The 18,829-nt window shown below is 72.6% G+C and carries 17 protein-coding genes; 7 read left to right on the top strand and 10 right to left on the bottom strand.

What is annotated here, in order from left to right:
- Positions 1–44: 44 nt before the first annotated feature.
- The 3 genes from AC3CF1_RS24175 to AC3CF1_RS24165 all read right to left on the bottom strand — a co-directional run bounded on the left by AC3CF1_RS24175 (position 45) and on the right by AC3CF1_RS24165 (position 4,083).
- The gene (locus AC3CF1_RS24175) at positions 45–323 is read right to left on the bottom strand and encodes a hypothetical protein (RefSeq protein ID WP_099850668.1); all 279 of its coding nucleotides are present in this window, start codon (positions 321–323) and stop codon (positions 45–47) included.
- Between the two features lie 161 nt (positions 324–484).
- Positions 485–2,995: a bifunctional FO biosynthesis protein CofGH gene (locus AC3CF1_RS24170; protein WP_488451305.1), complete on the bottom strand. Its 2,511-nt coding sequence runs from the start codon at positions 2,993–2,995 to the stop codon at positions 485–487.
- Between the two features lie 161 nt (positions 2,996–3,156).
- The gene (locus AC3CF1_RS24165) at positions 3,157–4,083 is read right to left on the bottom strand and encodes a hypothetical protein (RefSeq protein ID WP_488451304.1); all 927 of its coding nucleotides are present in this window, start codon (positions 4,081–4,083) and stop codon (positions 3,157–3,159) included.
- A 98-nt stretch (positions 4,084–4,181) separates the two neighbouring features.
- Between AC3CF1_RS24165 and cofD the strand changes: the two genes are divergently transcribed.
- On the top strand, positions 4,182–5,129 hold the full coding sequence (cofD, locus tag AC3CF1_RS24160; protein WP_088951473.1) for a 2-phospho-L-lactate transferase: 948 nt from the start codon (positions 4,182–4,184) through the stop codon (positions 5,127–5,129).
- A complete protein-coding gene (locus tag AC3CF1_RS24155; RefSeq protein WP_488451303.1) occupies positions 5,126–6,211 on the top strand; it encodes a coenzyme F420-0:L-glutamate ligase in 1,086 nt (361 codons plus the stop codon). The genes cofD and AC3CF1_RS24155 overlap by 4 nt, the downstream gene beginning before the upstream one ends.
- 12 nt (positions 6,212–6,223) lie before the next feature.
- Here AC3CF1_RS24155 and AC3CF1_RS24150 read toward each other — a convergent pair whose 3' ends face one another.
- Both AC3CF1_RS24150 and AC3CF1_RS24145 read right to left on the bottom strand, forming a co-directional pair.
- Positions 6,224–7,222 carry an ArsR/SmtB family transcription factor gene (locus tag AC3CF1_RS24150; protein WP_354981409.1) on the bottom strand — a complete coding sequence of 333 codons (999 nt, stop codon included), beginning with the start codon at positions 7,220–7,222 and terminating at the stop codon, positions 6,224–6,226.
- 271 nt (positions 7,223–7,493) lie between these two features.
- Positions 7,494–8,540: a hypothetical protein gene (locus tag AC3CF1_RS24145; protein ID WP_355162310.1), complete on the bottom strand. Its 1,047-nt coding sequence runs from the start codon at positions 8,538–8,540 to the stop codon at positions 7,494–7,496.
- Between the two features lie 54 nt (positions 8,541–8,594).
- Between AC3CF1_RS24145 and AC3CF1_RS24140 the strand changes: the two genes are divergently transcribed.
- On the top strand, positions 8,595–9,197 hold the full coding sequence (locus tag AC3CF1_RS24140; protein ID WP_488452124.1) for an NUDIX hydrolase: 603 nt from the start codon (positions 8,595–8,597) through the stop codon (positions 9,195–9,197).
- Here AC3CF1_RS24140 and AC3CF1_RS24135 read toward each other — a convergent pair.
- Positions 9,166–10,257 carry a mannose-1-phosphate guanylyltransferase gene (locus AC3CF1_RS24135; RefSeq protein ID WP_355162311.1) on the bottom strand — a complete coding sequence of 364 codons (1,092 nt, stop codon included), beginning with the start codon at positions 10,255–10,257 and terminating at the stop codon, positions 9,166–9,168. The two genes, AC3CF1_RS24140 and AC3CF1_RS24135, sit on opposite strands and share 32 nt — an antisense overlap.
- Before the next feature lie 63 nt (positions 10,258–10,320).
- Entirely contained in the window at positions 10,321–11,466 is a 1,146-nt protein-coding gene (locus tag AC3CF1_RS24130) for a glycosyltransferase family 4 protein (RefSeq protein WP_328532887.1), read from the bottom strand.
- A 152-nt stretch (positions 11,467–11,618) separates the two neighbouring features.
- Between AC3CF1_RS24130 and AC3CF1_RS24125 the strand changes: the two genes are divergently transcribed.
- Positions 11,619–12,308 (top strand): TIGR03089 family protein, encoded by a 690-nt coding sequence (locus AC3CF1_RS24125; RefSeq protein ID WP_210793215.1) that lies wholly within the window; start codon positions 11,619–11,621, stop codon positions 12,306–12,308.
- A gap of 144 nt (positions 12,309–12,452) precedes the next feature.
- On the opposite strand, the gene AC3CF1_RS24120 is transcribed toward AC3CF1_RS24125, so the two are convergent.
- Both AC3CF1_RS24120 and AC3CF1_RS24115 read right to left on the bottom strand, forming a co-directional pair.
- Positions 12,453–14,462, bottom strand: a complete 2,010-nt coding sequence (locus AC3CF1_RS24120) for an acetoacetate--CoA ligase (protein ID WP_488451302.1) — start codon at positions 14,460–14,462, stop codon at positions 12,453–12,455.
- 142 nt (positions 14,463–14,604) lie between these two features.
- Complete coding sequence (locus AC3CF1_RS24115) at positions 14,605–15,123, bottom strand: acyl-CoA thioesterase (RefSeq protein WP_088946282.1); 519 nt, start codon at positions 15,121–15,123, stop codon at positions 14,605–14,607.
- Positions 15,124–15,146: 23 nt separating this feature from the next.
- On the opposite strand from AC3CF1_RS24115, the gene AC3CF1_RS24110 reads away from it, so the two are divergent.
- On the top strand, positions 15,147–15,818 hold the full coding sequence (locus tag AC3CF1_RS24110; protein WP_488451301.1) for a hypothetical protein: 672 nt from the start codon (positions 15,147–15,149) through the stop codon (positions 15,816–15,818).
- Between the two features lie 42 nt (positions 15,819–15,860).
- Here the strand turns inward: AC3CF1_RS24110 and AC3CF1_RS24105 are convergent, their stop codons facing one another.
- On the bottom strand, positions 15,861–17,159 hold the full coding sequence (locus AC3CF1_RS24105; RefSeq protein WP_370453072.1) for a multidrug effflux MFS transporter: 1,299 nt from the start codon (positions 17,157–17,159) through the stop codon (positions 15,861–15,863).
- A 321-nt stretch (positions 17,160–17,480) separates the two neighbouring features.
- Here AC3CF1_RS24105 and AC3CF1_RS24100 point away from each other — a divergent pair, with 321 nt between their 5' ends.
- Both AC3CF1_RS24100 and AC3CF1_RS24095 read left to right on the top strand, forming a co-directional pair.
- Complete coding sequence (locus tag AC3CF1_RS24100; protein ID WP_197699583.1) at positions 17,481–18,035, top strand: RNA polymerase sigma factor; 555 nt, start codon at positions 17,481–17,483, stop codon at positions 18,033–18,035.
- Positions 18,032–18,829, top strand: a complete 798-nt coding sequence (locus AC3CF1_RS24095; protein WP_354981415.1) for a zf-HC2 domain-containing protein — start codon at positions 18,032–18,034, stop codon at positions 18,827–18,829. Before AC3CF1_RS24100 ends, AC3CF1_RS24095 begins: the two co-directional genes overlap by 4 nt.

Raw genomic sequence — 18,829 nt, 5'->3', positions numbered from 1 at the left:
CAACCTCACTGGGCGGGGACAGGGTGGCAGGGCGGGGTGCCGGGTCAGCGCCGGGCGGCGCGCCGCAGCCGGTCCGCCAGGCCACGGTCGCGTACCTCGACCCGGGCCTCGCCGACGAAGATGTCCATCGTTCCGGAATCGGCGTCCCGCAGGTGCACGACGATCGGCTCGTCGGCTCGCCCGGCAGCGCCGGGAGCGTTCTGCGCGGCCGACAGGCCCGGCACGGTGAGCGCGGCGGCGCCGAGGGTGGCGCTGGCCGCGGCGGTCAACGTCTGCCGGCGGGTCAGTCGCGGCCACTGCCGCTTCCGCTGATCACTGGTCATGGGCAACCTTTCCGGCGGCGGCGCGAACGCGCCCGCGGAGACGGACGGGTCCGGTGCCGTCTACCGACGCCGCCGGGCCCCGTGGGGACACCGGCGGCGGTCCTCGCCGCGACCGCCGCCGGCACCGCGTGGTACGGCCGGCGGCGGGGAAAGGTTCGACGTCAGGGCCGGGCGTGACCGTACGCAGTCGAGCGCTTGCGCGCCGGCCGCCCGGCCGCCGTCGCGATGGCCCGCAACTGCTCCTCGGTACGCGCCGACCCGTTGCCGGAACCGGCCATCCGGGAGATGGTCTCCTCCATCAGCGTGCCGCCCAGGTCGTTGCAGCCACCCTGGAGCATCGCCACAGTGCCCTCGTCGCCCAGCTTCACCCAGGAGCACTGGATGTTGTCGATCCGGCCGTGCAGCAGCAACCGGGACATCGCGTGCACCACCCGGTTCTCCCGCCAGGTCGGCCCGGGTCGGGCGATCCCCGCCAGGTAGATCGGGGCGTTGGTGTGCACGAACGGCAGCGCCACGAACTCCGTGAAGCCACCGGTGCGGTCCTGCACCCCGGCCAGCACCCGGAAGTGCGCCAGCCACTGCCCGGGATGGTCGACGTGGCCGTACATCATTGTGGAGCTGGACCGGATGCCCAGCTCATGGGCGGTGCTGACCACGTCGACCCAGGCGGCGGCCGGGAGTTTGCCCTTGGTCAACACCCAGCGCACGTCGTCGTCGAGGATCTCGGCGGCGGTGCCCGGGATGGTGTCCAGCCCGGCCTCGCGCAGCTGGGTCAGCCAGTCGCGGACCGGCACGCCGGCCTTCGCGGCGGCGGTGACGATCTCCATGGGCGAGAACGCGTGCACGTGCATCTCCGGCACCCGGGCCTTGATCGCGCGCACGATGTCGGCGTACCCGGTGACCGGCATCTTCGGGTCGATGCCGCCCTGGAGGCAGACCTCGCTGGCACCGAGGGTCCACGCCTCCTCGGCCCGGTCGGCGACCTGGTCGACGGAGAGCCGGTACGCGTCGGCGTCGCGTTCACGCTGCGCGAAGGCACAGAAGCGGCAGCCCACGTAGCAGACGTTGCTGAAGTTGATGTTGCGGTTGACCACGTAGGTGACGTCGTCGCCGACCGCGTCCCGGCGCACGTCGTCGGCGAGCCGACACAACTCGTCGAGTGCCGGACCGTCCGCGCCGAACAGCGCCAGAGCGGCGTCGGTGTGCGCGGGCTCCAGCAGCGCGGCGGGGTCGTCGGCGGCGAGCCGCAGCCCGGCCCGCAGATCGTGGTCGCCGGCGGCCGCGGCCGGGCCGGCCGTCACCTTGGTGGCGACCTCCGCCCAGTCACCGTAGACGCTGTCGAAGTCGCCCCGCCGGTCGTCGGTCCGACCGGTGGTGTCGATGGTGGTGTGCAGGTCGGTCCGCCCGCCGAACACCTCCTCCGGCTCCTGCCAGGGGTGGCCCTGCGGCATGGCCGACTCCACCGCCATGCCGGACGTCGGATCGGCCAGCGCGTTCAGGTGCGGCAGCAGCCGAGGGTCGAGCCACGGGTCGCCGGCGCGCACGTACTCCGGGTAGATGGTCAGCCGCTCCCGCAGCGTGAACCCGGCCAGCTCGGTGTGCCGGGCCAGCTCCTCGATCTGCGGCCACGGGCGTTCCGGGTTGACGTGGTCCGGGGTGAGCGGGGAGACGCCACCCCAGTCGTCGATGCCGGCGCGCAGCAGCAGGTCGTACTCGCCGGCGATGAGGTTCGGTGGGGCCTGGATCCGGGCCTTCGGGCCGAGCAGCAGCCGGGCCACCGCCACCGTGGCGGCGAGGTCGTGCAGCTCCGCGTCCGGCATGCCGCGCATCGCCGTGTCCGGCTTGGCGCGGAAGTTCTGCACGATCACCTCCTGGAGGTGGCCGTACTCCCGGTGGGCGCGGCGGATCGCGAAGATCGCGTCGACCCGCTCCGCGGGGGTCTCCCCGATGCCGATCAGGATGCCCGTGGTGAACGGCACGCCAACCCGGCCGGCGTCGTCGAGCACCCGCAGCCGGACCGCGGGCTCCTTGTCCGGCGAGCCGAAGTGCGGGCCGCCCGGCTCGGACCAGAGCCGGGTCGCGGTCGTCTCCAGCATCATGCCCATGCTCGGCGCGACCGGCTTGAGCCGTTGCAGCTCCGACCAGGACAGCACCCCGGGGTTGAGGTGCGGCAGCAGGCCGGTCTCCTCCAGCACGGCGACCGCGCAGGCACGCAGGTAGTCCACCGTGGAGTCGTAACCGCGCTCGTCCAACCAGCTGCGGGCCGCCGGCCAGCGCTCCTCCGGCCGGTCACCCAGGGTGAACAGGGCCTCCTTGCAGCCCTGCGCGGCACCCGCCCGTGCGATCGCGAGGACCTCGTCGCGGTCCAGGAACGGCGCCGGCAGCCGGTGCGGCACCGTCGCGAACGTGCAGTAGTGGCAGCGGTCCCGGCAGAGCCGGGTCAGCGGGATGAAGACCTTCTTGGAGTACGTGACCACGCCCGGCCGCCCGGCCTCACGCAGACCGGCGTCCCGGATCCCCCCGGCGACCCGGAGCAGCTCGTCGAGCGCGTCACCACGAGCGGACAGCAGCGCGGTCGCCTCGTCGACATCCAGCGCACGCCCGGTCGCGGCCCGGCCCAGGGCCCGCCGCACGCTCGCGTCGCTCGGACCGGAGTGGGTGCGATCAACCATCCGCTCAGCCTATGCGCAGCGCGAGCCCGGCCCACCAGTCCCGGCCCGCACCGTGGGAAACGGCACGCGTTCGCCCTCTTGATCACTTGATGCTCAGCAGTTCAGCAGACTCGCTGACGACTACTGAGCATCAAGTGATCAAAGAACCCGCCGGGCCCCGGTCAGCGGGGGTGGTCGGGGTTGTCGCCTGGCTTCAGCTGCTGGGTGCGGTCGTTGTCCGTGTCGCCGGGGCGGGAGATGGCCTCGGTCGGGTCGGCGGACTGGCGCGGGATGGTCTGGGTGGGGTCGGCCGACGGCGGCTGCCCGAACGGCGGCGCGGCGGGCGCTGGCGGCGCGGACTGGGAGGCCGGGTTCGCCGGGGGCGCGGACTGCGGGAACGACGGCGCGGACTGCGGTGCCTGGAACGGCGGCGACGGCTGACCGTACTGGCCGGCCTGCGGGTAACCACCCGGCTGGCCCGGCTGCGGATAGCCACCCGGCTGGCCGGGGGCGGGCCAACCGCCCTGCGGCTGGCCACCGGGCTGCCCCTGGCCCGGCCAACCACCCTGCTGCTGCGGCCAACCTGGCTGCGCCTGGCCGTAGACACCGGGCTGGGCCTTGGGCCGCGGCACGTAGTAGTGGGCGCGCCAGACGGTGTAGACCACCCACGCGGCGACCGCGAAGATCACCATCCAGGCGAACCGGGTGAGCACACCGAGGAGCGCGTCCAGGACCTCGGCGTCGGCCAGGCGGCCGACCGTCCAGATCAGCATGGTCAGCGTGCCGAAGAGCGCGCTGACCGCGTACTCGGCGAGGGCCACCTGAGTGATCAGCTTCGCCTTCGGCAGCACCGGTGAGACGTGCGTGGCCAACAGCACGGCCAGCAGTGGGAGGACCACCGCCTCCACCCCGATGAACGCGTAGAAGGCGCTGCCCGCGCGGTCGGTGAAGGAGCTGTAGTCGTTCGGGGCGATCAGCCGGAGCAGGCCCACGAAGAGGAACACCGCGTTGGCGCCGAGCAACGCGAGCGCAGCGAGTTCGCGTAGTGGCTTGGTCAGCTGACGGGCCTTCGTCGCGTCGGTGGACGCGGGCTCGGCGGGGCTGGTCACGAGGTCCCCCTCGGGGCATGAACGGACAGGGCGCACGTGAGCCTAGTCTCTAGGGCCACCGGCGGACCGGAGGCGTCACGTGCGCGAGGATGGTCGACATGCGCATCGTGGTTCTGGCCGGCGGCATTGGCGGCGCCCGGTTCCTGCTCGGCGTCCGGGCGTACGCCCGAGAGGTCGGCGCGGAGGTGACCGCCGTGGTCAACGTCGGCGACGACCTGTGGCTGCACGGGTTGAAGATCTGTCCCGACCTGGACAGCGTCATGTACACGCTCGGCGGCGGCGCCGACCCGGAGCGGGGCTGGGGTCGGGTCGGCGAGAGCTGGACGGTCAAGGAGGAGCTGGCCGCGTACGGGGCGCAGCCGACGTGGTTCGGCCTCGGCGACAAGGACATCGCCACCCACCTGGTGCGTTCCAGCATGCTCAACGGCGGCTACCCGTTGAGCGCGGTCACCGAGGCGCTGTCCACCCGTTGGGAGCCGGGCGTACGTCTGCTGCCGGCGACGGACGACCGTCTGGAGACCCACGCGGTGGTCGAGGACGAGCAGGGCCAACGGGCGATCCACTTCCAGGAGTGGTGGGTGCGGTACCGCGCCGACATCGACACTCAGCGCTTCGTGTTCGTCGGCGCGGAGACGGCGAAGCCGGCACCCGGCGTGTTGGAGGCGATCGGCTCGGCCGATCTGGTGCTGGTCGCGCCCAGCAACCCTGTGGTGAGCGTCGCGCCGGTGCTGGCCGTGCCGGGGCTGCGTGCGGCGGTGGCCGACAGCCCGGCGCCGGTGGTGGGTGTCTCACCGATCATCGGCGGCGCTCCGGTGCGGGGCATGGCCGACCGCTGCCTCGCCGTCCTCGGCGTCGAGTGCAGCGCCGCCGGAGTGGGCCGCCTGTACGGGGGCCGGCCGGACGGCGGCCTGCTGGACGGGTGGCTGGTGGCCGAGGAGGACGCCGGCGCGGTGGTGCCCGGGGTGACGGTCCGCGCGGTGCCGCTGCGGATGACCGACGAGGCGGCGACTGCGGCCATGGTCCGCGCCGCGGTGGAGTTGACGTGAGGCTGGAAATCCTGCCGGTGCTCGGCATCGGCCACGTGACCGAGGGTGACGATCTGGCGGCGGTGATCGCGACAGCGGCGCCGTGGCTGCGCAACGGCGACGTCCTGGTGGTGACCAGCAAGATCGTCTCCAAGGCGGAGGGGCGGCTGGTGGACGTGCCGGCCGACGGTCCGGAGCGGCTGGCCGCCCGGGACGAGGTCCTGGCCGGTGAGACCGCCCGGGTGGTCGCCAGCCGGGGGCCGACCCGGATCGTGCAGACCCATCACGGCTTCGTGATGGCGTCCGCGGGGATCGACGCGTCGAACGTGGACAAGACCCAACTGGTGCTGCTGCCTGTCGATCCGGACGCGTCGGCGCGGGCTCTGCGCGAGGCGCTGCGGGAGCGCTACGACCTGGATCTGGCCGTGATCATCAGCGACACCATGGGCCGGCCCTGGCGCAACGGGCTCACCGACGTGGCGCTCGGCGTCGCCGGAATGCCGGCCATCCGGGACCACCGTGGCGAGGTGGACCCGTACGGCAACGAGTTGCAGTTGACCCAGATGGCCGTGGTGGACGAGCTGGCGGGCGCCGGCGAGCTGATCAAGGGCAAGTGTGACCAGGTGCCGGTCGCGGTGGTCCGGGGCTATCTCTCCACGACCGGATCGGATGACGCCGGTGGTGCGCGGGCGCTGATCCGCGACGCCGCGCAGGACCTCTTCTCACTCGGCACCGCCGAGGCCCGTGCCGCCGGGCTCACCGACGCCGCCACCCTGACCGACGCTCTCGGCTCGACGCAGGCCGACCTGACCGCGGTGCGGCGGGCGATCGACGCGGTCGCCGAGGTCGTCGCCCCCGGCACGGTCTTCACCCTGGTCGACGAGGCGGAGGTACGCGCCGGTCTGGTCGCCGAGATGCCGGGCTGGCCGGAGGGCGCCGCCCTGGTGCTGGGCTCGGCCCCGACGCCCGTCGAGCCGATGGGTCTGGTCCGCTTCGGCGCCGACCTGCACCGACTGCGCGTCGCCCTGGCCGCCGAGGGCGTCGGGTCGACCCTGTTGCCGCCACCGCCGGGCAGCCCGGCGAGCGCCGCGCTCGCGCTGTGAGAGACGGCCGGGTCAGGCGTCCAGCATGGCCCGGCCGAGCGGCGTGAGCGTGTGCAGCACGCTGTTGCGCTCCCGGTGACTGACCAGCAGTCCAGCGTTGCGCAGCACAGTGGCGTGCTGGCTCGCTGCCGCCGCTGAGATGTTGAGCTGACGGGCGACCTCGCCGGTGGTGGAGCCCTCGTCGGTGGCCTGCAACACCGCCGCCCTGGTGCGGCCGAGCAGCGCGGCGAGCGAGTCGCGGGGAGCACCCGACGGGATCGCCGCGACGCGGTCAGCCGGTGCCAGCCCGCCCAGCCGGTCGACCGGGTAGACCAGCACCGGTGGCAGCGCCGGGTCGAGCAGTGCGACCGGCGTGCTCGCGCAGAAGAACGACGGCACCAGCAGAAGCCCTCGGCCGTCGAGGTGCATCTCCCGGCTGTGCGGGTAGTGGCGGACCTCGAGCACCCTGTCCTCCCAGCGCATGGCCGGCCGGAGGCTGGTGAGCAGGCCCTCGACGCCGCCGTCGAGCAGTGCCCGGGCGCGGCGGGCCCGGTCCGCCGCCACTGCGGCCTGGATCCTGCTCCAGTACGGGTTGATCGCCAGCGATCGGTACTGCTCCATCGACTCGGCGAGGTGGTGCAGCACCGCCACCTCGCCCCGGGCCAGCGCGGCGGCAGAGGAGGGCAGCTGGGTCTCGGCGGCCAGCACGCTCAGGTCCCGGTGCAGCAGCTCGGTGGGGGTGCGGCGGAGCGCGTCCAGCCCGGCCTCGAAGCCGTCGACGCTGTCGTACGGGGTGAGGAAGTCCGGGAAATAGCCGCGTGGCGGGTTCAGCGCGAACAGCAACCGAAGCTGCTCGGAGGCGACGTCCTGACGCAACGCCTGGGACACGGTGCGCCGCCAGTTGGCCGTCAACGGGTCGCGGTTGCGGCCCTGCAGCACGTGCAGGCTGAGGACCAGCTCCCAGATCGGGTCCGCAGCCGGCGCCAACCGGGTCCGGAGGATGTCCTCCCCAGAAAAGTGGATCTTCAGCATGGAGCACTCCTGAGTCCCCGGCAGGGGGATGCCAGATGACCGTTCGACTCTACCTGGACGGCACTAATCTCCATCTTTAAGCCTGGGCTGAAAAACCTCGACGCCAACGGGGCGGGTTCGGCATGCTCTCAGTGCCCGAACAGGTGCCGGCGCGTCCTCGACGCTCCCGGCGCCAGGGCGCCGGGCCATGGGGAGGCCCCGGTGATCGGGCGGCACCACGAGGGTCTGCGGCCCTTGCTCCGCAGAGGTGCCGTCCGGTCATCCCGCCCCCTCAGCCGACCCAGAGCGCGACCCGGTGGTCCTCGTCCGTGACGTAGAACGGCCGCCCGTCCAGCTCGGCCACCCCCTCGACGTGGTGGAACGGCGCCAGGTCCGCCACCAGCTCCCCGCCGAGCCGGCACGCGTCGTCCGACCCACCGTCCGGGAGACGGAAGCGGACGTGTCGGGAGGTGACGTCACCCCCACCAGGGTGGTCGTCGAGCAGCACCGATCCCTTGCCCAGCGCGTCGATCGAGCCGATCACGGCCGCGTACGCGCCGTCCGCCGTCGGGGTGATCGCCCGGAAGCCGGTCAGCTCCCCGGTCGGGGTGACCCCGGTCAACACGTACGTGCGCAACGCCCGTGGCCACGAAGGCTCGGTCGTGAACATGCCCGGCACGTCGGCCACCTCGACCAGGATCGGCTCACCGTCCTCGGTGACCGGGAAACGCAGACCGAGCAGCACCGTGCCGGCCGGGGTGAAGGCCGCCGCCTCCACGTTCAACGGCAGGTCGTCCGGGGTGACGCGACTCACCCAGCTCTTCTCCCGGGCGGTCCCCCTGGCCAGGGTTTCCACGATGAACCGGGCCCGCACCCGTTCTCCCGGAGGCAACAGGACCAGCGGCGACTCGGCCAGGGCGTCGTTCACCGCCCGGTGCAGCCGGAACGAGTTGCGCACCACGTGCACCGGGATCGGCGCGGCCGCAGCGTCGTCCTCGCGGAACCGGGCCACGAAGGCACGTCGGGGGCGCAGCGGGCCACCCTTCGAGCCGAAGTGGGAGCCGAAGACGTACACCCAGCCGTCGTGGTGGGCGAGCGCCTCACCGTCCTCGGTCCGCCCGTTCTCCGCACCGGCGTCCGCCAGCACGTGCCGGGCCGTCCACTCGCCGTCGTCCAGCTCCAGCAGCAGGGCGAGGCAGCGCTCCACCGGCCCCTCGTCCAGCACGGTCCAGAAGCCCCGCCGGGCGCCGTACGCGCGCAGCAGGGCCGCCGACCGCACCGGCAGGAGATCACTGGCCTCGTTGCCGGCCACCACGAATTCGACGAGTCGCAGGGTCACCAGGCCAGCGTACGAAGCACCCGCTCGTACAGTGACGGGGTGCCCGACACCGCGATCACCGGACCGACCGCCCACCCGACCGACCCCGAGACGTACGCGACGCTGCACGCCGACGCCACCGCGCTTCTCGAAGGCTGGCAGCCCACCAGCCCGGACGCGGCCGTAGCGCGGGACCGGACCCTCCGCCTGCTCGGCACCGGCCCGATCGCAATGAGTCGGCAGCACCGACCGGGGCACGTCACCGCGAGCGCCCTGGTCCTGGACGCCACCGGCTCGCAGGTGCTGCTCTGCCTGCACGTCAAGTTCGGGCTTTGGGTGCAGCTCGGCGGGCACTGTGAGCCGACCGACCAGACCCTGGTCGCCGCCGCGCTCCGCGAGGCCACCGAGGAGTCCGGGATCGCCGGCCTGCGCATCGACCCGGTGCCGATCGACGTGGACGTGCACCAGGTGCAGTGTCAGGGCGGGTCACTGCACCACGACGTCCGGTTCGCCGTGCTGGCCCCGCCCGCCGCGGTGGAGCAGGTCAGCGACGAGGCCGAGGAGCTGGGCTGGTTCCCGCTGGACCAGCTGCCCGAGCCACTGGCCGGCGGGACCGTGCAAATGGTCGCGCCGGCCCTCGCAGCCCTCAGACGTAGCCCTCTTCGCCTCGCTCCTTGAGCTCGTCGACCAGGGCCTTGACGTCCTGGGCCCGGTCGCGGGGGCAGACCATGACCGCGTCCGGGGTGTCCACGACGATGAGGTCGCGCAACCCGAGGACGGCCACCAACCGCCCCGACTGCGGCACGACCACCATGTTGGCGCTGTCGCGCAGCAGCACACCCGGCTTGGCGTCGGTGCCGAGCACCACGTTGCCCGCGTCGTCGGTCGGCAGCACCTCGCCCAGGGTGTGGAAGTCGCCGACGTCGTTCCAGCCGAAGTCGCCCGGCACTGTCGCGACGCGACCCGCCGTGGCCGCGCCCTCCATCACCGCATAGTCCACGGAGATCTTCGGCAGGGTCGGCCAGATCGCACCGAGGACCTCGTCCTGCTCCGGGGTGCCCCAGGCGGCGGCGATCGCTGCCACACCGGCGTGCAGCGCCGGCTGCTGGCGGGCCAGCTCGGCGAGGAAGACGTCCACCCGCCACACGAACATGCTCGCGTTCCACAGGTACCGGCCCGAACGGACGTACGCCTCGGCGACCTCGGCGCCCGGCTTCTCCTTGAACTCGGCCACCGGCCGCCACGGCGTGCCCTCGGTCGGGTCGCCGGTCTCCAGGTAGCCGTAGCCGGTCTCCGCCCGCGTGGGGGTGATCCCGACGGTCATCAGCATGCCCTGTTCGGCCCCGCGAACCGCCTCCTGGACCGTGCGGACCCAGCTCTCCGGGTCGCGGATCAGGTGGTCGGCCGCGAAGCTGCCCATCACCGCGTCCGGGTCGCGTATCGCGATCACCGCAGCGGCCAACGCGATCGCCGCGCAGGAATCCCGGGGGGAGGGCTCGACCAGGATGTTCTCCTCCGGCAGACCGGTCAGTTGCCGAGCCACCGCCGCGACGTGCGCGGCACCGGTGACCACAAGGGTCCGGTCCGGTGTGGTCAGCGGGGCGAGCCGTTCCACTGTCGCCTGGAGCAGCGAGGCGCTGGTGCCGGTGAGCGGGTGGAGGAACTTGGGATGGCCGGCGCGAGACAACGGCCACAACCGCGTGCCGCTGCCACCTGCTGGAATGACCGCATAAAGCATCCGCACATCATGCCCGACGTGCCTGCCGGAAGTGGCATGGGTCACCAGCCGGGCCCCGGAGGGTCAGGAACTGGCGCGACTCCAGGCGGCGATGTGCACCTCGGCGCTGGACTCCCAGGTGAACTCCTTCGCCCGGTCGAACCCCGCCTTCGCCAGCGACAGCCGCCGCTGCTCGTCGTCGAGAAGCGCGGCCAGGTCGGTGGCGATCTGCTCCGGGTCCTCGGAGGTGTAGGCGACCGCGTCGCCACCCACCTCGGGCAGCGAGAGCCGAGGCGTGGTCAGCACCGGGGCGGCGCACGCCATCGCCTCCAGGATCGGCAGCCCGAAACCCTCGCCGTAGGACGGGTAGGCGGCGACCAACGCGCCACCGAGGAAGCCGGGCAGGTCGCCGTAGCGCAGGTAGCCGGGGCGCAGCAGGCGCAGGTGCGAGGGGACCTCGGCGACAGCGCGGTCGATGTCGTCGTCGTGCCCCTGACCACCGGCGATCACCAGGGCCGGTGGGTCGACACGGTCTGCCACCGCGTGCGCCCAACCACGGATCAGGTTGGGGACGTTCTTCCGTGGCTCCTTGGCCCCGAGGAAGGCGACGTAGCTGCTGTTGCCCAGCCCCAGCCGGGCCCGCACACGGGCCTTCTCCTCCTCGGTGGGCGCGTGGAAGGCAGCCTGGTCGACACCGTGGTAGGCCACGTCGATGCGTGTCGGGTCGGCGTCGAGCAGCCGGATCAGCTCGTCCCGCGTGGCCTTGCTGGGCACGATCACCCGGTTGGCGCGACGCAGCGAGGTCTTGATGGCACTGCGGAAGAACGTGCGGCGGGACTTGTCGTAATGCTCCGGCTCGGTGAAGAACGTCGCGTCGTGCACGGTGACCGTGACCGGGCACCCGGCCCGCAGCGGGCAGGTGTAGAAGGGCGAGTGCAGCACGTGCGCGCCCACCTGCTGCGCGAGCAGCGGCAGGCCGGTCTGCTCCCACGCGAGCCGGGCCGGGCGGTGCGCCACGGCGGCCGGAGCGGGGATGATCTCCGCGCCGGGCAGCATCCGGGTGTAACGCTCCAGGTCGGTGCGAAGACTGACCACCGCCAGCTCCACCCCCGACCCGCACACCTTGCCGAGGGCTCCGAGCAGACCGTCGACGTATCGACCGACACCACCACGGTCGGCGGGGACACTCGTGGCGTCGATGAGCACGCGGGGCGGGCGACCGGCGGTCACGGGGCGACTCCTTGCACTGGCGTCTGTGGGGAACAACACTCCGGGGGTCAAGCCTACGCCGGGGCGCGGCAGCGGCGCTGACTGCGACCCGACGGTACGCCGACTTGTCATCGTCAACGAGTACGGCCGGCGGGGGCGTATCGTTCGCGCCGATGGCCGACAACATTGCCCGGGTGTTCGCCGACGCGATCGCGACCGACCCGACCAGACCGCTGCTCACCTGGTACGACGATGCCAGTGGTGACCGCACCGAACTTTCCGGCACCACACTGGCGAACTGGGTGGCGAAGACCGCCAATCTCCTCGTCGACGAGGTCGGCCTCGCTGCGGGCACCCCGGCCGGCGTGCTGCTGCCGCCGCACTGGCAGACCGCGGCGGTGCTGCTGGGTTGCTGGTCTGCCAAGTTGAACGTGGTGGACACACCGGGTGACGTGGACGTGCTCTTCGCCGCCGCCGATCAGCTCGACGAGGCGCAGTCCTGGTCCGCCGACGAGCGGTACGCCCTCGCGCTGGCCCCGCTCGCCGCCCCGCTGCGGCAGGTGCCGCCCGGGTTCGCCGACTACGTCGTGGAGGTCCGCCGACACGGCGACCACTTCACCCCGCAGCCCGGTCCGGGCCCCGCCGACGCGCGGCTGCTGACCCGCGCCGAGGCCCGTGCCGCGGAGTTGGGCATCGAGCCCGGCGCGCGGGTCCTGGTCGACGCCAGCCGCCACCCCGACCCGGTCGACTGGCTGCTGGCCCCCCTGACCCGGGCGGCCACCGTGGTCCTCTGCGCCAACCTGGACCCGGCCCGGCTGACCAGCCGCGAGGCCACCGAAAAGGTCACCCAGACCCTCCCGTAAGCAGCCCGCCCCGTCCGGGTCGACTTGGGGTCGATCATGGAGTTGTGGTGGGCGAATGATGCGCCGATGCCCGTTCTACGGTGCACCACAACTCCATGATCGACGCGAGCGGAGGGGGCCGCGAGCGGACGGGACCGGGGGCTGTCAGGCGTTCGTGTTGTCTACTGCTCGGCGTTGGGCCAGGGCGGCGAAGGCCGTCAGGGACTCGGGGTTGGCCAGAGCGCCCTTGGCCGCGGCCTGGTCGACCGGGACGCCGGTGAGGATCTTCTTGACCGGCACCTCCAGCTTCTTCGCCGACAGGGTGCGGGGCACCGAGCGCACCTGGTGGATCTCGTCGGGCACGTGCCGGGGTGAGAGCGCGGTCCGCAGTTCGCGGCAGATCCTCGCGCGCATCGGGTCGTCCAGCTCCAGGCCCTCGGCCAGCACCACGAAGAGCAGCAGCTCACCGGCGCCACCCTCGTCGTCCTCCAGGTGTACGACGACCGAGTCGAGCACCTCGTCGAGCCCCTCGACCACCGAGTAGAACTCGGCGGTGCCCAGCCGCACCCCACCGCGGTTGAGCGTGGCGTCGGAGCGGCCGGTGATCACGCAGCCGCCCCGCTCGTTGATGGTGATCCAGTCGCCGTGCCGCCAGACGCCCGGGTAGACGTCGAAGTACGCCTCGCGGTAGCGGGCGCCGTCCGGGTCGTTCCAGAAGCCCACCGGCATGCTCGGCATCGGCTCGGTGATGACCAGCTCGCCCAGCTCGCCGATGACCGGGGTGCCGTCGGCGGAACGGGCCTCCACCTTGGCGCCCAGCGCGCGGCAGGCGATCTCGCCGGCGTAGACCGGCAGCAGCGGCACACCGCCGACGAAGCCGGTGCACACGTCGGTGCCGCCGGAGAGCGACTGGAGCTGGAGGCGGTCGCCGACCGTCTCGTACACCCATTCGAAGCCCTCGGCGGGCAGCGGCGCACCGGTGGAACCCACCCCGCGCAGCGCCGACAGGTCGGCGACGTCCCGGGGCACCAGCCCGGCCTTGCGGCAGGCCAGCAGGAACGGCGCGGAGGTGCCGAAGTACGTGGTGCCGGTCTCCGCCGCCAGCCGCCACAGCCCACCCAGGTCGGGCTCGGCCGGCCGGCCGGGCTCCGCCCGGACCGCCGGGTTGCCGTCGAAGAGCACGATGGTCGCGCCCACCGCCGGCCCGGAGACCAGGAAGTTCCACATCATCCAACCGGTGGTGGTGAACCAGAAGAACCGGTCGGCCGGGCCCAGGTCGTGATGCAGGGCGAGCATCTTCAGGTGTTCCAGCAGGATGCCGCCATGACCGTGCACGATCGGCTTGGGCAACCCGGTGGTGCCCGAGGAGTAGAGCACGTACAGCGGGTGGTCGAACGGCACCGGCGTGAACGTCGACGGCTCGTCGGTGGGCGCGGCCAGCTCGGCCCAGCCCAGCACGCCCTCGGGCACGGGGCTGGTCGGGTCGAGGTAACCGATGCTGACGGTGTGCCGCAGCGACGGCAGGGCCGCCCGGATCGCGGCGAACTCTGCGCGACGGTCCACCGGCTTGTCGCCGTAGCGGTAGCCGTCCACGGCGACCAGCACCGTCGGCTCGATCTGCTGCCACCGGTCGGTGACACTGCGGGTGCCGAACTCGGGCGCGCAGGACGAGAAGATCGCGCCCAGGCTGGCGGTGGCCAGCAGCAGGACGTACGTCTCAGGAATGTTCGGGGCGTACGCCGCCACCCGGTCACCGGCGGTGACGCCGAGCCGGCGCAGCCCGGCCGACACCCGGCGGACCTGCTCGCGCAACTCCCCGGCGGTCAGCGTGACGGGCGCTCGGGTCTGCCCGTGCGCGATCACCACCGGGTCGTCGTCGAGCCGCCCCGGCATCCGCAACACGTTCTCGGCGTAGTTGAGCGTGGCGCCGGGGAACCAGCGGGCGCCGGGCATCCCCCGCTCGGCCAGGGTCGCGGTCGGCGGGGTGTGCGCGACCACCTCGAAGTGGTCCCAGATCGAACGCCAGAACGCGTCCAGATCGGTGGTCGACCAGCGCCACAACGCGTCGTAGTCGGCGAAGTCCAACCCGCGGTGCTCCCGCAACCAGCGCAGGTAGCCGCCGATCCGGGAATGCTCGCGTACGTCCGCCGGCGGCGCCCACAGCATGTCACCCACTGCTTCACCCTCCCCTGGCCCGGCACGACATTGTGAATGGGCCGTGGCGCCATCTTGCCCTACCTCGAAGCGCCATTCTGCGCACCGGGTGCGCCAACCGACGCGTGCCCGCCCCACACTGCACCCACCCACCTCATGTGGGTCAGCCCGCCCGGTGTGCCTGGATGGCGCGACGGCGGGCGAGGCGGTGGGCCCGGCGGATCTCCGCCTCCTTGTACCGGCGCTCGTCCTCCGCCGTCTCCGGCAGCACCGGGCGGACCACCCGCGGCGCCCCGCCCACGTCCACACCGACGAACACCAGGTACGCGGTGGCCACCCGGACCGCCGCGTCCTCGGCCGAGTCCCACCGTTCGGCGACCACCCGTACGCCCACCTCCATCGAGGTCTGGCCGGTCCAGTTCACCTGCGCGTGGGCGTGCACGAGGTCGCCGACCCGGACCGCCTCGGAGAAGACGATCTCGTCGATCGCCGCGGTGACCGCCGTTCCGCCGCTGTGCCGGGCCGCGGCGGCACCCGCCACGTCGTCGACGAACTTCATCAGAACCCCACCGTGCACGGTGCCGTACAGGTTCACGTCCACGGCAGTCATGATCTTGCTCAGCGTGACGCGCGAGTACGACGTCGGCTTGCCGATCGGAGCGGCGGAGAGGTGCTCAGTCATGTCGAAAACGGTACGGTGCGCGGATGCGACATCTCTGGAGCTTCCTCGCCGGGCTGGTGGTGGCGCCCATCACCTGGGTGCTGGTCACACTGGGGCAGGACGGGTCGAGCCGGACAGTCGACCGCTGGGTGGAGACCGGCACGTTCAACACCGCGAACCTGATCGAGCCGGCCGTGTACCTCGCCGTCGGCGGAGTCCTGCTGGGCCTGGTCGGCACGCTGCGCTTCTCGCCGCTGGGCCCGCTGGCGGCCGGGTCGCTGCTGGTCACGCCGTACGTCGGAATGTTCGTGGCACCCTTCGCGGTGCGGGACGCGATCCCGCACGAGTGGAAGATGCTCGGCGATCCGTTGCCGCTGCGGCTGCCGGTGGAGAACGGCACGCTGTTCGTGATCGGTCTGCTGCTGATGATGGCGACCTTCAGCGGGCAGCGGTGGCGGCAGTGGCCACGCGCGGCGACCGAGCCGGCCGCGACGCCGACCCCCGTGCACGACGGAGGCCCCCGCAACGACGACTTCACATTGACCGACTGGCCGTCTCCCACGCCCGCTGAGCGCGACACCGCGCCCCTCACTCTCGGTTACCCGGGCGATTCGACACCAACCGAGCCGCTGCCGCGCCGGGTGGGCGGCGAGTCGCCCTGGTCCGCCCCGCCGCGCGGTCAGTCGCGCCCCGAGGACACCACCGAGATCCGCTGAAATCGTCGGGCGGGCCGGGTGACCGGCCCGCCCACTGTCTGCCTAGTGCAGCGCGACCGCGAGGTCCGGGTCGACAGTGCCCAGGCTGGCGCGGGGCACGACGAAAAGCATGACCAGCAGCGAGGCGGCCATGCCGCCCGCGATGACGACCGCCATCGGCACGCTCCCGGTGCCGAACAGGCCCGCCAGTGGCGCCGACAACGCACCGATACCGAACTGCACGGCGCCGAGCAGCGCAGCGGCGGTGCCCGCGGCCTCGCTGTGCCGGCTCATGGCCAGCGCCGGGGCGTTCGGCATTGCCAGGCCGGTGGCGGCCAGGACGAGCCACAGCGACGCAAGCAGGGTGCCCAGACCACCGAAGCCGGTCGCGGCGAACATGACCAGCAGCAGCCCCGCCGCTGTGCCGGCGATCAGGGCGCTGACCAGGATCTGCTGCGGGGTGAAGCGGCGCAGCAGCCGGACGTTGAACTGGGTGGCCGCGATCAGGCCCACCGCGCCGGCCCCGAAGGCCAGGCCGAACTCCTGCTCGTCGAGGCCGTACTCCCGCTGGAGAACGAACGACGACCCGGAGACGTACGCGAACAGGGCCGCCATCGCCAGCCCGGCGACCAGCACCAGGCCGACGAACGCCCGGTCGTTGAGCAGCCCCCGGTAGTCGCGCATGGTGGCACCGATCCCTCCGTGTCGCCGACGCGCCACCGGAAGGGTCTCCGGGAGCTTCAGCGCGGCCACGACGATCAGCAACGCGCCCAGCACCGCCAGCGCCGCGAAGACGCCCCGCCAGTCGGTCCAGCTCAACAGGCCGCTGCCCAGGGTCGGCGCGAGGATGGGCGCCAGACCCATGACGAGCATCAGCCGGGAGAAGATCCGGGCGAAGGAGGCTCCGCTGAACAGGTCACGGACGACGGCCGTCGCGACCACTGTGGCGGCCGCCACGCCAAGACCCTGGAGTACGCGCAGCGCGCCGAGCACTTCGATGTTGGGCGCGAAGACGCACAGCACGGAGGCCACGATGTGCGCGACCAGCCCGGCCAGCAGCGGCACCCGTCGTCCGACCACGTCGGAGAGCGGCCCGATCAGCAACTGGCCCAGCGCGAGGCCGACCAGCGTGCCGGTCAGGGTCAACTGCACAGCGGTCTCGGTGGTCTGCAACCCGGTGGTGATGGCGGGCAGCGCGGGCAGGTACATGTCGATGGTCAACGGCCCGATCGCGATCAACGCCCCGAGCACGAGGACGAGTTGTGCCCGTTGACGGTTGGTCATCAGGTCACCGGGCAGGACCTCCTCGGTGGGGTCTCCCACCTTGGTGCCGGGGCCGGTCTTGTCCACCAACTGCTTCATCATCTCGGTCTCTCTGCGGAAGCGGGTGCGTCGTCACGTGCGGTGCTGGGGCGTCACCGCGTCCACAGATCTCGGCGGGCGCGGTGCGGTGTGCCCGCCCATGGAGGCGAGGAAGTGACGAGGCAGGGGTCGTGGTGGGGGTGGCCGGGTGCGGCGATCACCCGAAGGTGATTCTCTCGCTCGCCAACGCCCCGCAGGCGAACGACGTTCCCGGTGTGTGGGGTGTCACGCCGCGCCGGTCAGGCACGGACACGGCGGAACTGTGACGACGGCCACAGCCAGGACAGAACCGGAGCGAGGGTTCGCGTCGTCTTGCCTGACGTGAGACGAAGTCTGGACGGACTCGACGAGGGCGAGCTGCTCCGCCGGGTCGCCCGGGGTGACCGGCGCGCGTTCGACGCCCTGTACCGGCGTACCTCCCCCTGGCTGACCACCCGACTGCGTCGGCGCTGCGCGGACGAGGACATGGTGGCCGAGGTGTTGCAGGAGACGTACCTGGCGGTCTGGCGCTCGGCCGGCAGTCAGGCGCAGTCGTCCTCCACCTCCGGCAGCGCCGTCGGCTGGCTGTGGACGATCGCCGCACACCGGCTGATCGACGCGTTCCGCCACCGGGCCCGACGCGAGCGGATCCCGTCGGTGCAGACCTTCGAGACCGTGGCCCCGGCCGCCGAGGACGAGGCACTGGCCGGCGGGATGGACGCCAACCTCGAACGGGCCCTGCACGCGCTACCCCCGGAGCTACGCCAGGTGCTCCGCGCGATGGTCCTCGACGGGTTGACCGCCCGGGAGACGTCGCTGCTGCTCGGCATGCCGGAGGGGACCGTGAAGACCCGCGCGCGACGAGCCCGCATCGCACTCCGGGAGGCGCTGTCATGACCACTCATCCCACGCCCGCTCTCATCTCCCGGTACGCGTCGGGCGGCGTCGGCGTCGACGAGGCGACCGTCTGGGCGGTGGAGGCACACCTGGAGGTCTGCGCCGAGTGCCGGACGGTGCTGACCGGCGCCGTCGACCCGGGCACCCGGGACCTGCTGGACCGGGTGGCCGACGAGCTCGCCGCCGGGATCACCGCCGGCCCCGGCCCGGTGCGTCGTCGGCGGCGCAGGCGTACCGGGGTCGCCGCACGGGCCCTGCCCTGGCTGGCCACGGCCGCCGGGCTGATGCTGGCCGCGGTGCTGTTCGAGAAGACCTTCGCCAGCCTGCCGTCGCTGGTGCTGCTGCTCGCGCCGGTCGCGCCGCTGGTGCCGGTGGCCGCCGTCTGGAGCCGGCGACTCGACCCGGCCTGGGAGCTGACGGCCACCACTCCGCGCACCGGCCTGCCGCTGCTGATGCGCCGCACGTTGGGGGTTTTGATCGCGGTCGTACCGGTGCTGGCGGTGGCCGGCTGGGGCACCGGGCACTCCGTCGGCCTCTGGTTGCTGCCGGCGCTGGGCTTCACCGCCGGGACGTTGGCCCTGGGCACCGTGGTGGGCGTCGACCGGGCCGCGCTCGCGCTGGCGGTCACCTGGTCCGCGGGTGTGGTGGCGCCGAGCCTGGCCGGCGGGCAGCTCCCGACCGTCCTCACGGGCAACAGCCTGCCTGGGTGGGCGGTCACCACCGTGGTGTTGACGGCCGTGCTGCTCGTCCGGGCCCGACGACGGCCACGGGAACTCACCAGGACCTTCCGATGA

Source organism: Micromonospora sp. MGP-C2 (assembly GCF_057766525.1).
Note: the sequence above shows the minus strand (reverse complement) of the source record. Positions and strands in the feature narration are given on the sequence as shown.

Excerpts from the sequence above, each read along its gene's own strand:
- AC3CF1_RS24135 (WP_355162311.1), bottom strand. The coding sequence starts at position 10,257 with ATGCTTTATGCGGTCATTCCAGCAGGTGGCAGCGGCACGCGGTTGTGG.
- AC3CF1_RS24170 (WP_488451305.1), bottom strand. The coding sequence starts at position 2,995 with ATGGTTGATCGCACCCACTCCGGTCCGAGCGACGCGAGCGTGCGGCGG.
- AC3CF1_RS24110 (WP_488451301.1), top strand. The coding sequence starts at position 15,147 with ATGCGACATCTCTGGAGCTTCCTCGCCGGGCTGGTGGTGGCGCCCATC.
- AC3CF1_RS24150 (WP_354981409.1), bottom strand. The coding sequence starts at position 7,222 with ATGCTGAAGATCCACTTTTCTGGGGAGGACATCCTCCGGACCCGGTTG.
- AC3CF1_RS24105 (WP_370453072.1), bottom strand. The coding sequence starts at position 17,159 with ATGAAGCAGTTGGTGGACAAGACCGGCCCCGGCACCAAGGTGGGAGAC.
- AC3CF1_RS24125 (WP_210793215.1), top strand. The coding sequence starts at position 11,619 with ATGGCCGACAACATTGCCCGGGTGTTCGCCGACGCGATCGCGACCGAC.
- AC3CF1_RS24095 (WP_354981415.1), top strand. The coding sequence starts at position 18,032 with ATGACCACTCATCCCACGCCCGCTCTCATCTCCCGGTACGCGTCGGGC.
- cofD (WP_088951473.1), top strand. The coding sequence starts at position 4,182 with ATGCGCATCGTGGTTCTGGCCGGCGGCATTGGCGGCGCCCGGTTCCTG.
- AC3CF1_RS24175 (WP_099850668.1), bottom strand. The coding sequence starts at position 323 with ATGACCAGTGATCAGCGGAAGCGGCAGTGGCCGCGACTGACCCGCCGG.
- AC3CF1_RS24115 (WP_088946282.1), bottom strand. The coding sequence starts at position 15,123 with ATGACTGAGCACCTCTCCGCCGCTCCGATCGGCAAGCCGACGTCGTAC.